This window comes from Rhizobacter sp. SG703 (assembly GCF_012275445.1).
Lineage (GTDB): Bacteria > Pseudomonadota > Gammaproteobacteria > Burkholderiales > Burkholderiaceae_C > Rhizobacter.
In genome coordinates this window covers 63,417-76,924 of the sequence record NZ_JAAZQK010000012.1, presented here as the reverse complement: position 1 = coordinate 76,924, position 13,508 = coordinate 63,417, and the positions used below count along the sequence as shown (strand labels likewise).

At 69.8% G+C, this 13,508-nt stretch carries 10 protein-coding genes; 4 read left to right on the top strand and 6 right to left on the bottom strand.

The annotated features are described in order from the left end of the window. Positions 1-18: 18 nt before the first annotated feature. Positions 19-1,014 carry a bifunctional riboflavin kinase/FAD synthetase gene (locus tag FHT26_RS23605; protein WP_056816348.1) on the bottom strand — a complete coding sequence of 332 codons (996 nt, stop codon included), beginning with the start codon at positions 1,012-1,014 and terminating at the stop codon, positions 19-21. 194 nt (positions 1,015-1,208) lie between these two features. Here FHT26_RS23605 and FHT26_RS23600 point away from each other — a divergent pair, with 194 nt between their 5' ends. Next, positions 1,209-2,309 carry a hypothetical protein gene (locus tag FHT26_RS23600; RefSeq protein ID WP_168562540.1) on the top strand — a complete coding sequence of 367 codons (1,101 nt, stop codon included), beginning with the start codon at positions 1,209-1,211 and terminating at the stop codon, positions 2,307-2,309. Positions 2,310-2,313: 4 nt separating this feature from the next. Here the strand turns inward: FHT26_RS23600 and FHT26_RS23595 are convergent, their stop codons facing one another. The 3 genes from FHT26_RS23595 to FHT26_RS23585 are packed head-to-tail and all read right to left on the bottom strand — an operon-like array spanning position 2,314 to position 5,336. Continuing rightward, positions 2,314-3,018, bottom strand: coding sequence for a pseudouridine synthase (locus tag FHT26_RS23595; protein ID WP_168562539.1), 705 nt, complete (start codon positions 3,016-3,018; stop codon positions 2,314-2,316). A 15-nt stretch (positions 3,019-3,033) separates the two neighbouring features. Further along, on the bottom strand, positions 3,034-4,359 hold the full coding sequence (locus FHT26_RS23590; protein ID WP_168562538.1) for a twin-arginine translocation pathway signal: 1,326 nt from the start codon (positions 4,357-4,359) through the stop codon (positions 3,034-3,036). Next, positions 4,356-5,336 (bottom strand): P1 family peptidase, encoded by a 981-nt coding sequence (locus tag FHT26_RS23585; protein ID WP_168562537.1) that lies wholly within the window; start codon positions 5,334-5,336, stop codon positions 4,356-4,358. The genes FHT26_RS23590 and FHT26_RS23585 overlap by 4 nt, the downstream gene beginning before the upstream one ends. A gap of 559 nt (positions 5,337-5,895) precedes the next feature. Here FHT26_RS23585 and FHT26_RS23580 point away from each other — a divergent pair. Together FHT26_RS23580 and FHT26_RS23575 are read left to right on the top strand one after the other, a co-directional pair. Next, complete coding sequence (locus tag FHT26_RS23580) at positions 5,896-7,818, top strand: hypothetical protein (RefSeq protein WP_168562482.1); 1,923 nt, start codon at positions 5,896-5,898, stop codon at positions 7,816-7,818. Between the two features lie 3 nt (positions 7,819-7,821). Then, positions 7,822-9,807: a right-handed parallel beta-helix repeat-containing protein gene (locus FHT26_RS23575; RefSeq protein ID WP_168562481.1), complete on the top strand. Its 1,986-nt coding sequence runs from the start codon at positions 7,822-7,824 to the stop codon at positions 9,805-9,807. A gap of 16 nt (positions 9,808-9,823) precedes the next feature. Here the strand turns inward: FHT26_RS23575 and FHT26_RS23570 are convergent, their stop codons facing one another. Together FHT26_RS23570 and FHT26_RS23565 are read right to left on the bottom strand one after the other, a co-directional pair. Next, the gene (locus FHT26_RS23570) at positions 9,824-10,978 is read right to left on the bottom strand and encodes an acyl-CoA dehydrogenase family protein (protein WP_168562536.1); all 1,155 of its coding nucleotides are present in this window, start codon (positions 10,976-10,978) and stop codon (positions 9,824-9,826) included. Between the two features lie 88 nt (positions 10,979-11,066). Next, entirely contained in the window at positions 11,067-12,245 is a 1,179-nt protein-coding gene (locus FHT26_RS23565) for an acyl-CoA dehydrogenase family protein (RefSeq protein ID WP_168562535.1), read from the bottom strand. An 89-nt stretch (positions 12,246-12,334) separates the two neighbouring features. On the opposite strand from FHT26_RS23565, the gene FHT26_RS23560 reads away from it, so the two are divergent. Continuing rightward, complete coding sequence (locus FHT26_RS23560) at positions 12,335-13,507, top strand: MFS transporter (RefSeq protein WP_168562534.1); 1,173 nt, start codon at positions 12,335-12,337, stop codon at positions 13,505-13,507. The last annotated feature ends 1 nt before the right edge of the window (position 13,508 follow it).

Here is a 13,508-nt window from a genome sequence, read left to right as displayed (position 1 = left end):
GGGGGGGTGGGGCGAGCGTTAAATTCGATCGCGCGTGGTCTGGCGGCGTTGCGCGGCGTACGACGCGAGGCAGACCCGAGCGTCCTGCACGTCCTGCGCGATGGCCGCCGTCAGGGCGTCCAGCCCGTCGAAACGCGCTTCGTCGCGAAGTTTGTGCAGCAGTTCCACGCGGACGAGTTTACCGTAGGCCCCCTCGGCCCCGAGGCGCGCGGGCCAATCGAGGCAATGCACTTCGAGCAGCACCCGGCCGGCGTCTTCGACGGTCGGGCGCACGCCCAGGCTCGCGACGCCGTCCAGCGGCTGCTCGCCCAGGCCGTGGGTGCGCACCGCGTAGATGCCCATCGCGGCCGACTTCGCGTGGGCGAAGCGCAGGTTCAGCGTGCGAAAACCGAGCTCGCGGCCGAGCTTGCGACCGTGCACCACGTGGCCGCTGATGCTGTAGCTGCGGCCCAGCAGCGCTTCGACCTGCGCCATGTCGCCAGCGGCCAGCGCCTGGCGCACCGCCGAGCTCGACACCCGCAGCCCGTGCACCTCGTAGCTCTTCATGCGGGCGACGTCGAAGCCCTGGGCCGGGCCGGCGGCGTCGAGCATCGCGTAGTCGCCGCCGCGCCGGGCGCCGAAGCGGAAGTCGTCGCCGACCAGGATGTAGCGGGCGCCGAGGCCGCGCACCAGCATGTCGACGATGAAGGCCTCGGGCGACAGCGACGCGAGTGCCTGGTCGAAGCGCAGCACCACCACCTGGTCGATGCCGCAGCGTTCCAGTTCGGAGAGCTTGTCGCGCAGCGTCGCGATGCGCGCCGGCGCCAGCTCGGGCTTGCCGGCGGCGCGGGCGAAGTAGTCGCGCGGGTGCGGCTCGAAGGTCATCACGCACGACGGCAGGCCGCGGTGCTGGGCCTCGTTGCGCAGCAGCGCCAGCATGGCCTGGTGGCCGCGGTGGACGCCGTCGAAGTTGCCGATGGTGAGGGCGCAGGCATCGGCGATGCCGGGATGGTGGAAGCCGCTGAAGACGCGCATGGGGGAGGATTATCTGTCGGGTGGCGTTGAACCAAATGCCGACACCCGTTACTGAGGGGGCTGCACCGTCGAGGATGTATCGCATGAGTGGACCGAGGGCGGGCGACAAGCGCCCCCGCAAAAAGCAGCCCCCTCGAACCGGGGAGCCGAAGCAGGCAGCAAGTCCTGCGCGTGTGGAAAAGGGGAAGCACGCAGTGGCCAGGAGCCCCCAGGCCGCCCGCCGTCGTGCGCAGTCGGCGGCCGCGGCCCGCACGCTGGAAGACACGCTTCAGCCCAGCGTCGAGATCCAGCGGCAGATGCTTCAGATCCGCCCGGTGCCGATCGCGCCTGCCATTTCGCAGGCGGGTGCGATCCTTGCCGGGCGAGCGCAGCCGAGACGAGACCCCAGGGACCTGAAGCCATGGCGCGACAATGCCGAGGCGTACCTGCAAAGCGGCAACCTGCAGGGGTTGGCGCAGGCGATGGTGGACGGACAACTCGCGACCCTGACGTGCTTCTCGTCGGGGTGGACATCGCTGATCCACGCGTTGTGGCAGATCCCGGCATTGCAGCGCGTGCACCTGGTCAACGTGACGGTGTCGCCCGCCGCCGCCGTCGAATTCGGCCGGGCGCTGCAGGCAGGCCGCACGCTCAAGAAGCTCGGCCTCACGAGCTGCCATCATCAAGCGGGCGCCTTCAACGCGATGATGATGGCGCTGATGTCATACGGTGGCCTGGAGTCGCTGAAGATCGCCTTCGGCGAGCACGACAGCGTTGACCCGCAGACGATGCGGGCGGCGGCACTCTCGCTCGTCGCGCGCAACCCGGGTCTGCAGACGCTGACGCTGGCGGGCGGCTGGATCGACGAGCCGAGCTTCCTCCCTGATCTGGTTGCCGTCTTGAGCAAGCTTCCCCGGTTCAGGGAACTGGAGATCGCGTCTTGCCCGTGCCACCTCTTCGGCAGCTTGATGACCAGCCTCCTGCAATCCCGGGACCCCTGGCGTCTGCCGCAATTGACGCTGAAGCGGGCAGGCGGCGATCAGAACAAGTATTCCTTTGACGCCATCGCGAATCAGCTTGTCTTGTGCCCGATCAATCGATTGCGCATCAAGGCGGTCACGCTGTCCAACGACGGCATGAAGGGCTTGATCAACACCATGCTGACACAGTGGCGGTGCCGGACGCAGGTCGAGTTCGACCTGGTGAACCAGCTTGCCGATCTGGAATCCATGCGAGGGTTTCTGAAATTGGCGAATGAATCCGTCGCAAAGCGCATTGGGCTCTTGAGCTCCAACCAGCCGTCACAGCAACTCTGACGGTTCAGCGCTTGCGCTCCAGCATCTCCCGCTCCGCCGCGCTGACCCACCGCCACGCGCCGCTCGGCACGCCGGCCAGCGTCAGCTCGCCGAAGCTGCTGCGGTGCAGTGCCTCGACCCGGTTGCCCGCCGCGGCCACCATGCGCTTGACCTGGTGGTACTTGCCTTCGGTCAGCGTGAGCCGCAAGGTGTGGGTCCCGGTCGCTTCGCAGGCCGAGGCGCGCACCGGCGCGGGGTCGTCGTCGAGCACCACGCCGTCGAGCAGCTTCGCCACCTGGTCGGGCGTCACCTCGTGCTTCGCCGTCGCCTCGTACACCTTCGGCACATGGTGCTTCGGCGAAGTCAGTCGGTGGATCAGCGCGCCGTCGTCGGTCAGCAGCAGCAGCCCGGTGGTGTCTTCGTCGAGCCGGCCGACGGGCTGCACGCCGCGGTTGCGCAGCGGCGCCGGCAGCAGGTTCAGCACGCTCGGGTGGTGCTTGGGCTTCTGCGAGCACTCGTGGCCGCTCGGCTTGTGCAGCAGCACCAGCGCCTTTTCGTGGAAGCGCCACTCGCGGCCCTGCACCGTGAACACCAGGCCGTCGGTGTCGACCTCCTCGGCCGGCTCCTCGACCACCCGCCCTCCGACCGACACCAGCCCGTGCCACACCAGGCCGTCGCATTCGCGGCGCGTGCCGAAGCCCTGGGAAAACAACACCTGCGACAAGCGCATCGACAAATCTTTCGTTCAGGAATGGAGTTCGAGCAGCACGACGTGGCCGTCGGCACAAGGCCAGGCGCGGCCGACGATGCGCTCGCCGTTGAATTCTGCGGCCACCGCGCGGCCGGCCGTGTCGGTCACCTTGACCGCGGCCAGCGACAGGCCCGCGACGCCCGGCGGCAGCCCGGCGGGCGGGTGGCCGTCGAGCAGGACGCGGTCGCGCGGCACGCCGAAGTAGCCGCGCGGCCGGCTCAGCTGCACCAGCGCGAGCGCATCGCGGTCGGCCGCCGGGGCGGCATCCGCATCGGCATCGGCGTCCGCCAGCCGCATCGCGCGCAGGTGCACCAGCGACGACGAGCGTGCGAACGGCGAGCGGTAGACGTGCGTCGTGCCGTGCCCGGGCGCGTCGACGACGAACTCCAGCGGCGTGCGGCTGTCGGTGCTCAGCGGGCCCCAGGCGCCGTCGCGGCCGACGGTGCCGCGGTACAGCGGCGCGCCGACGCGCTCGCCGGTGGCCGGATCGGTGGCGTGCACCTCGACCGCGGCGCCGGCCAGCGGCAGGTTGTCGTGCACCGCGGCCTGCGGGTGCAGGCCGGAGACGGTGCCGGCCAGTTCGATCGCGCCGTCGGACGGCGTCGGCTGCAGCGTCGCCGGCGCGCGGCCGGTCAGGAAGCGCCACATCGCGTCGAACGCGGCCGGGCCGAACGAGGTCTCGCGGTGGTCGATGCCGGCGATCACGACGTTGTGCGCGCCGCGCAGGGCCGGGCTGTCGGCGCCGACGCCGGTCGGCCGGCCGGGCGCGCCGATCCACAGGCCGTCGGGCTGCGCGTATTTGTCGTTGGCGTCGGAGCGCACCGTCATCCAGCGCGGGCCCGGGGTCGTCTCGTCGCCATCGCCGTCGCCTGCGTTCAGCCGCTGCAGGAACGGCCCGGCGCCGTTGAATTCGTTGCCCGGCCGGAAGCCGGCATCGGCCCACACGCCGTGGTTCGGCGTGCCGCCGAGGATCGCGTGCGACACCTGCGCCGCGCCGCCGTTCGCGATGAAGTTGCGCACCGCGAAGCCGCCGCGCGAATTGGCGATCAGCACCACCTGCGCGACGCCGTGCCGGCGGCAGGCCTGCTCGACCGCGTCGGCCACGCAGCGCCGCGCGTCGTCGCTGGAACTGCGGCCCGGCTGCGCGATGCCGTCGTCGTCGCGGGCCAGCGGGCAGGGCATGTCGATCGCATGCAGCCGCTCGGGCGGCCACCCGTTGCTCTCGAAGCGCCAGACGGTGGTGAGCCACAGCGCGGCGGTGTCGCCGTTGCCGTGCAGGAAGACGATCGGCGGGAAGGTGTCGGCCGAGGTGTTGCTCATGCGGGCAGGCCCAGGTCGCGCGCGGCGGGGTAAGGCCCCCAGCCGGTGGCCGCCTCGATCGCACGCACGACGGCCCGGGCCACCGACTCGGCCGCCATCGTGCCCAGCAGCGTCGGGTGGGCGACGAGCCCGCTGGCGCCGGTGGCGAGCGCGAACACGGTGTCGCCGTCGCTCTGCGTGTGGACCGGGCTGATGCTTCGCGCGAGCCCGTCGTGCGCGGTCTGCGCGAGCTTGTTGGCCTGGGCCTTGGTCAGCACGGCATCGGTGCCGACCACGCCGATCGTCGTCGCGGCGCCGGGTTGCATGGACTGCGGCAGTTCGCCGCGCAGCAGCGCCTGCGTGCTGTCGAGCAACTCCAGGCCATCGGCGGTGCGGGCGCCGGCCAGCACGCGGCCGCTGCGCGGATCGACCGCATCGCCGAGCGCATTGACCGCGACCCACGCGCCGACCGTGATGCCGGCCACCGTGACGCTGGCGTGGCCGAACCCGCCGCGCATCGCGCGTTCGAGCCCGAACAGCTTGCCGACCAGCGCACCGGCGCCCGCGCCGACATTGCCTTCGGCGCACGGCGCGTCGCTCGCGGCCTCGCAGGCGGCGTAGCCGGCGGCTGCGTCGGGGCGGATGCGGCCGTCGCCGACCGACAAGTCGAACAGGATCGCCGCCGGCACGATCGGCACGCGGTGCGGGCCGACCGGGTAGCCGATGCCGCGCTCCTCGAGCCAGCGCATCACGCCGCCGGCGGCGTCGAGCCCGAACGCGCTGCCGCCGGCGAGCAGCACCGCGTGCACGTGTTCGACGGCATTCAGCGGCGACAGCAGGTCGGTCTCGCGCGTGCCGGGTGCTGCACCGCGCACGTCGACGCCACCCACTGCGCCCGCGGGCGCGAGCACGACGGTGCAGCCGGTGGGCCGGCGGCTGTCGGTGAAGTGGCCGACGCGCAGGCCGGCGACGGCGCTCAGGCCTGGTGTGGGGTGCATCGCGGGGAAGGGGGCGGGGACCGGCGATTATGAAACGGTTGGTGGAGCAGCGCTGACACACCCACTCAGTTGCAACAGTCTGCGCAGATTGGCCGGCCGCGACAGGTGGCGTGATACACCGTGCGCAGTCCCGATGAGATCGAAGAGACCGTGTGGGCTTGCCCTCTGCAAGAACCTGCCTGTCGCATTTGCTCTATCCGGACGCCTCAGGGCCGGAGAAGAAAAAAGCACATGGGCTCAAGCCCTGTCGGAGGAATCCATGGACTCGATGCGTCACGATGGTTCGTCAGCGAACACTCGGTTGGCCCTTCACGCAACTGCCAGGCGGCTGCATCGGTTGAGGCCGGCTTGGCGGCACGCCAGCCTGGTGCTGCTGGCTGCCACCACCTTGGTCGCCGGATGCGGCCCTTCGTCTGATGACGGCCCTGCACCGACACCCAGTTCCGGCTCGACACCGACACCGGCGCCAGCACCGGCACCGGCACCCGCACCCGCACCCGCACCCGCACCCGCACCCGCACCGACGCCCGCACCTGCGCCTGCACCGGCACCCACGCCCTTGCCCATCACGATCGCGCCGCTCGGATCGCCGCGCATCCTGATCTCCGATGCGCCGACACTGACCCGCCTGCGCGCCGCTCTGAGCAGCAACACGGCGTCGGCGACGCGCTTCAAGAACATGGTCGATTCGCAGATCGCCGGTGCCGACATCTATCTGTTCGGCCCCTGGCAGGCGGCGCTGTTGTCCCAGGTGACGGGCAAGGCGTCCTACTGCCAGTACGCAGTCGACCAGACCGAGAGTTTCGTGAAATCGGAAGAAGCGCTGATCAGCAGGAACGCGGCTGCGACGGTGGCCGGCGACAGCTACCTCGATGTCGGCGGCACGATCGGCAACATGGCGATGGTGTACGACTGGTGCCGCTCGCAGATGACGGCGAACCAGCGCACGCGCTGGGCCACCTACGGCAACCAGGCGGTCTGGAACGTGTGGAACCACACGCAGGCCAGATGGGGCAACACCGCCTACGCCTGGAGCGGCTGGTCGGTCGACAACCCATCGAACAACTACTACTACTCGTTCCTGCGCGCGACCATGCTGCTCGGTCTCGCCACGTACGGCGAAAACACGCAGGCCTCGACCTGGCTGGACAAGTTCCGCACCGAGAAGATCGCCAACCAGCTCGTGCCGACCTTCACCCGCGACCTGCAGGGCGGCGGCTCGCGCGAAGGCACCGGTTACGGCACGGCAATGAACGGCCTGTTCGACCTCTACCACCTGTGGGAAAAATCCACCGGCGAGCGCATCGCGGACGCGACGCCGCACACGCTCGCGTCGTTCGACAAGTTCATGCACGACATCGTGCCGACCCTGGACCGCATCTCGCCGACCGGCGACCATTCGCGCGACTCGACGGCCGCGCTGTTCGACTACCACCGCCAGTACCTCGAGGTGCTGTCGCGCCTGTACCCGTCTGACGTGATGGCGGGCGTCTCCAAGTCGCTGCTGGCGCAGTCGTCGGTGCCGCGCATGGCGAACGCCTTCGAGTACTGGGTCGACTACCTGTACGACCAATCCGACATCGCTGCACAGCCGCTGAGCCGCCTGCCCACCGCCCATTGGGGCAGCGGCACCGGCCAGTTCTCGATGCGTTCGGCCTGGTCCGGCGATGCCACCTATGCCAACCTGATCTGCGGCCCCTACACCGAGAGCCATGCCCACCACGACCAGGGCAGCTTCGTGATGTTCAAGGGCAACTGGCTCGCCTTCGATGAGAACATCGATTCGCACTCGGGCCTGGCCCAGTACGAGACGCCGCACAACCTGGTGCGCATCGAGCAGAACGGCAAGCTGGTGGAGCAGACCTACGACGCCAGCTGCGCGATGCAGGCGTTGGCCGACACGCCCGTCTACGCCTATGGCCTGGCGCGGGTCACGCCGATGTACGGCGGCAAGGCTGTGGTGGCGAAGGTGGAGCGCGAGTTTCTGTTCATCAAGCCCGCCACGCTCGTGATCCTCGACCGCGTGCAGACCACCGGCAGCGGCGTCAGCCGCATCTGGACGCTGAATCTGCCGGGCACGCCCACGCTCTCGGGCGACCGCATCACCGCGATGAGCGGCAGCAACCAGCTCGACGTGGTGCGCCTCGCTCCCACCGGGCTCGTGTCGCAGGCGATCTCGTGGCCCACGGTCGATGACGACATGAATGCCGGCTCGCGCGTCGACGTGGCCGATTCGAACGGCAACGTGTCGGTGTTTCTCAACGTGCTGGGCGCCGACCACGCCTTCACTGCCGCGACCCGCTCCGATGCGGCCGGCCAGACCGGGGCACAGGTCACGCTGGCCAACGGCAGCGTGGCAACCGCGCGCTTCAGCACCGACGGCACGGGTGGCACGCTGGAGATCCGCAACCAGGCAGGCACCGTCACCTTCAGCGGGGCGTTGCCGATGACCGTGCAAGCACCGCCCAGGCTGGCCAACTGAGCCATGCAAGGCCTTCGCGGAACGATACCGACGCTGAGCGGGCTGTTCGCCGCCGTGCTGTTGCTGGGCGCATGCGGCAGCGGCGCGTCGGATGACGCCCCCGCGCCATCGACGTCACCACCGATCGGCGCGCCTGCACCGGCGCCGGTGCCGAACCCCGCTCCCGCTCCCGCACCTGCACCTGCACCTGCACCTGCACCTGCACCTGCACCTGCACCCGCGGAGGCCTGCTTCTCCGACCCCATCGAGCCGATCTGGAACGAGAGCGGAGCCAGCGCGACACGCATCAAGAGCCCCGCGCCGCACATGCATTTCACGGCCGGCGCGCCGCTGCGCATCCTCGCCGATGCGCGCGATCCGAATGCCTACATGTGCCCACCCGGACACCCGCCCTACGTCTGCCCCGGAACCCGGGAGAACTTCTATGTCGACGGGCAACTGGTCGGCGCGGCCTTGCCGAGTGCCACTGATTTCAACCTCTGGGAGCTGCGCCTGCCCGCCGGCCTCTCGCAGGGCGTGCATGTGCTGACCGTCGGGCATGTGCCGTACGACCCGGCCACCGGCGCCGGCGGCAGGCAGGTCGACGGGCTGACCCCCATCACCATCCACGTCGATGCCCCGCCCGTGCACGGCGGCACGGTCACGCTGACGCAAGACCTGGTGCTGGGCGGCTCGGCCGACCTCGACTGGACGGACAAGACCGTCATCGGCAATGGCTTCAAGGTGCTTGCCGGCGCAGGCTACTCGGGCCGTGTGCACATCCAGAATGCGCATGTCAGCGGGCTGGGCAGCTTCAGTGCCCCGGGCATCGACGTCTCGACCACGGGCTCGGTGGCGATTCAAGACTCGGTCTTCGAGGCCACCGGGGCGATGCGCTTCAGCGCCCAAGGCAGTGGCACGATGACGGTGAAGAACAACGAGCTTCGCGCCAACAACCTGATCACCTATGTGTCCAGCGACCCGTCGGTGCCGGTCGTTCTCGAACTGGCCGGCAACACGTCCGGCGGCAAGGTCCTGCAGGGCAACCGCATCGGTGGCGGCATGCTGCTGGTGAGCGGCAATGGCTGGCAGATCGGCGGCCTGCTTGCAGGGCAGGGCAATGTCCTGATGGGGGTGAGGGCGGTGCTGCAGCTCTACGACTCGTCGAACGACACCGTGCAAGGCAACTACCTCCTGCACGACTACCACGGCGGGTTCAGCCAGGGCTTCAATCTCTGGTTGCAAGGCAGCTCCGGCAACGAGCTGGCCGAGCACAACGTGGTGCATGGCGGCTCGTGGCCGATCCAGAATTTCGGCGGCGAGTTCCGCTACAACCTGGCCATCGACAGCGGGCACGATTTCTGGCGCGGCTCGGCGAGCGGCACCAGGATCCACCACAACGTCTTCGCGCATGCCAGCGGCACCAACACCCAGTACGACGGCGCCATCATGGTCTACGGCGGCGAGAGCGGCCTCGACATCCACAACAACAGCTTCGATGCCGGTGGTTCGGCCGGCGCCTGCGACGCGCCGGTGTTCAACATCGGCGCGGGCTCGGTGTTCGCCTCCATCCGCAACAACCTGTTCACCGCGTTCAGCGAGGTGCCGGCCAGTTTCGGCAAGGCCCTGGTATCGACCGACGGCGGTGCCGTGACCAGCCCGCGGGTGGTCTCGGCAGACTACAACGGCTGGTTCAACCCGCTGGCGCCGGATTCGGCGCGCTATCTGCCCGGCATGGTGCAGAGCCCGGCGGGGGTGCACGATGTGCAGGCGAACCCCCGGCTGTCAGGCCAGGCCGAGGTGCCCTACCGGGTGTCGAAGGGCTGCGTCTGGCTGGGCCTGTACACGACAGGGCAGGTCCTGTCTCGCTACCGGCAGATCTACCGGCCGGCCGCGGGCAGCCCGCTCATCAACGCGGGCGACCCCGCCGATGGCGCCGGCACGGCGATCGGGGCGGTCGGTGCCGACGACAGCCACCCGATGGATCTGTTCGGCCGGGTCGTGCCCTAGGGCCTGTTGACAGGCCCTAGGCGAAGACGCCGGCGGTGTCCTGCATGCGGTCGGACACTTCGCCGAGCTGGTGCAGCGTGTCGCCGAAGCTCAGTTCCATCACCGTCAGCCGCTTGAAGTAGTGGCCGGCGATGTACTCGTCGGTGACGCCGATGCCGCCATGCAGCTGGATGCACTGCTGGCCGACGAAGCGCATCGAGACGCCCAGCTGGTACTTCGCCTGCGCCAGCGCGCGGCGGCGTGCCGCGGCCGGCTCGTTCATCTTCAGCGTCGCGAAGTAGCTCATCGAACGCGCCAGCTCGAGCTGCATCTTCACGTCGGCGATGCGGTGGCGCAGCGCCTGGAAGCTCGCGATCGCGACACCGAACTGCTTGCGGGTGTTCATGTACTCGACCGTCACCGCGACCAGCTGCTCCATCGCGCCGACCGCTTCGGCGCACAGCGCGGCGATGCCGATGTCGACCGCGAGCTCCAGTGCCGCGTGGCCGCCGCCGCCGGGCCCGCCCGCCGGCACCAGCAGCGTGGCCGGCGCATCGGCCAGCGACAGCTCGGCGGCGCGCGCGCCGTCGGCGCTGCCGTAGCCACGTGTCTTGACGCCCGCGGCACGGCGCTCGACGAGGAACAGCGCGATGCCCGCCGGGTCGTCGACCGCGCCCGACACGCGCGCCGGCACGATGAACGCGTCGGCCTGGTCGCCGGCCGGCACGACGCTCTTGGCGCCGCTCAACGTCCAGCCGTCGCCGGCCGCCTTGGCCGCGGTCTCGACGTGGGCGATGCGGTAGCGCGCACCGCGCTCCTGGTGCGCCAGCACGACCAGCGCGTCGCCGCCGGCGATCCTGCCGAGCCAGCCATCGATGGCCGGCTGAGATGCGCAGGCCGACAGCACGCCGCCGGCGACCAGCGCGCCTTGCGCATAGGGTTCCAGCACCAGGCCGCGGCCCAGTTCTTCCATCACCACCATCGCGTCGGTCGGTCCGAAGCCCATGCCGCCGTGCGCCTCGGGCACGAACAGCCCCGTCAACCCGAGGTCGGCGAGTTCGCGCCAAGCCTCGCGCGAGAAGCCGCCGGCCTGCACGATGCGCCTGCGCCGCTCGGCGTCGTAACCCTTGGCGACCCATTTGCGCACCGAGTCGCGCAGCATCTCTTGATCGTCGGAGAAGTCGAAGTCCATGGTGTGTCCTCAGCTGCCGCAGGGCCGCCCCAAGGCGGCTGAGCGCCCCCTCGGGGGGCAGGAATGAAATGACGTGGGGGCCAACATGTCACCCGAGAACCGTCTGAGCGACGATGTTGCGTTGCACTTCGTTGCTGCCGCCGTAGATCGTCGTCTTGCGCACGTTGAAGTAGGTCGCCGCCAGCGGCGCGCAGTACGCCGCGCCGACGTGGTCGCCCTGCCAGCCGGCTTCCATCGCGTCGTGGATGAAGGGCACGCTGTACGGCCCGGCCGCCAGCATCAGCAGCTCGGTCAGCCGCTGCTGGATCTCGCTGCCGCGGATCTTCAGCAGCCCGGCGACGTCGAGCGACTGCTTGCCAGAGGTTTCGGCGCTCAGCACCCGCAGCACCATCATCTCCAGCGCGACGATCTCGACCTCCAGCTTCGCGACCTCGTCGCGGAAGCGCATGTCGCCGTACACGTTCTCCGCCTTCGCGATGCGCTTCAGGCGCTCCAGCTCGCGCTTCGAGCGGTTCACGTCGGCGATGTTGGTGCGCTCGTGCGCCAGCAGGTACTTCGCGTAGGTCCAGCCCTTGTTCTCCTCGCCGACCAGGTTGTCCGCCGGCACCTCGACGTTGTCGAACCAGACCTCGTTGACCTCGTGCTCGCCGTCCATCGTGATGATCGGGCGCACCGTGATGCCGGGGCTCTTCATGTCGATCAGCAGGAAGCTGATGCCGGTCTGCGGCTTGCCGGAGCTGTCGGTGCGCACCAGGCAGAAGATCCAGTCGCCGTACTGGCCGAGCGTGGTCCAGGTCTTCTGGCCGTTGACGACGTAGTAGTCGCCGCGCCGCTCGGCGCGGCATTTCAGCGACGCCAGGTCGGAGCCCGAGCCGGGCTCGCTGTAGCCCTGGCTCCACCACACGTCGCCGCTCATGATGCCGGGCAGGTGGCGCCGCTGCTGCTCGGGCGAGCCGAAGGCCATGATCACCGGCGCCACCATCACCGGGCCGAACGGCACCACGCGCGGCGCGCCGGCCAGCGCGCATTCTTCTTCGAACAGGTGGCGCTGGATCGCGTTCCAGCCCGGGCCGCCGAACTGCTTCGGCCAGGCCCAGCCGTGCCAGCCCTGCCTGCCGAGGATCTTCGCCCAGCGCTGCAGATCGTCCTTCGACAGCCGCAGCGCGTTGTGCACCTTGTGGCTGATGTCCTTCGGCAGGTGCTCGGCCACCCAGCTGCGGATCTGCTGTCGGAAGGCCTGCTCTTCGGGCGTGAAGTTCAAATCCATCGTCGTGTCTCCTGTGCGCCGCGTTTTAGCACGCTCGTGCGCTGACGAACTGTCCCTGCAGCGACAGCGGGCCTACCGATAATCCCGCGGTGACTTCCTATCGATCCACCGTGGCCGCGCTGGCTGCCGGCCAGCTGGTGAGCTGGGCGGCGCTGTACTACGCATTCTCGTCGTTCGTGCTGCCGATGCAGCACGCCCTGGGGTGGAGCAAACCCGTGTTGATGGGCGCCTTCACGCTCGGTCTGGCCGTGTGGGGTGCGAGCAGCTATGCGGCCGGCGCCGCGATCGACCGCGGGCATGGGCGCGGCGTGATGACGCTCGGCGCGGTGTTCGCGGGGCTTGGTTTTTTGTCGTGGTCGCAGGTCGCGCAGCCGGCCAGGTTGTATGCAGCGTGGGCCTTGCTCGGCGCCGCGATGGCGATGACGCTGTACGAGCCGGCCTTCAACGTGCTGACGAAGCGCTTTCCCGAGCGCTACCGCGACGGCATCACGTCGCTGACGCTGGTCGGCGGCTTCGCGAGCACGCTGTCGTTTCCGGCGGCGGCCTGGCTGGTGAACGCCTGCGGCTGGCGTGTCGCGCTGGCGGTGATCGGCGGCGTGCTGCTGCTGGGCGTGGCACCGCTGCATGCGTGGGCACTCCGCGGCAGCGATCCGCCGCTCGCACCGCGCGGCGCGCACGACGAGGCCGACGATGCGACGCTGCACGAGGCGCTGCGCCACCGCGCCTTCTGGCTGTTGACGATCACCTTCACGCTGTATTCGTTCTCGGCGGCGGCGCTGTGGGCGCACGTGATGCCGATCTTCGCGGCCAAGGGACGCAGCGAGGTGCAGGCGCTGGCGGTGCTGACCTGGATCGGCCCGGCCCAGGTGGCCGGCCGGCTGGTGTTCCTCGCGTTCGGGCGCCGCGTCACGCCGCGCGGGCTGGGGCTGGCGGTGCTGGGCGGGCTGCCGCTGTCGTTCGCGATCTTCGCAGTGGCCGGGAACCTCGCCGCGCTGATCGCGTTCGCGGTGCTGTTCGGCATCGCCAACGGGCTGGTGACGATCGTGCGCGGCAACCTGGTGCCGGCGTACTTCGGACGGGCGCACGTGGGGCGCATCGGCGGCGCGATGTCTGCGATCGCGCTGCTGTCGCGGGCGGCCGCGCCGCTGCTGACGGCCTGGCTGCTGCTGGTGCTGCCGGGCTACCGCGAGCTGCTGCTGATGCTGGCGGGGATGGGGGTGGTCGCGCTGGCCAGCTTTGCGCTGGCCAAACCACCGGCGTGAG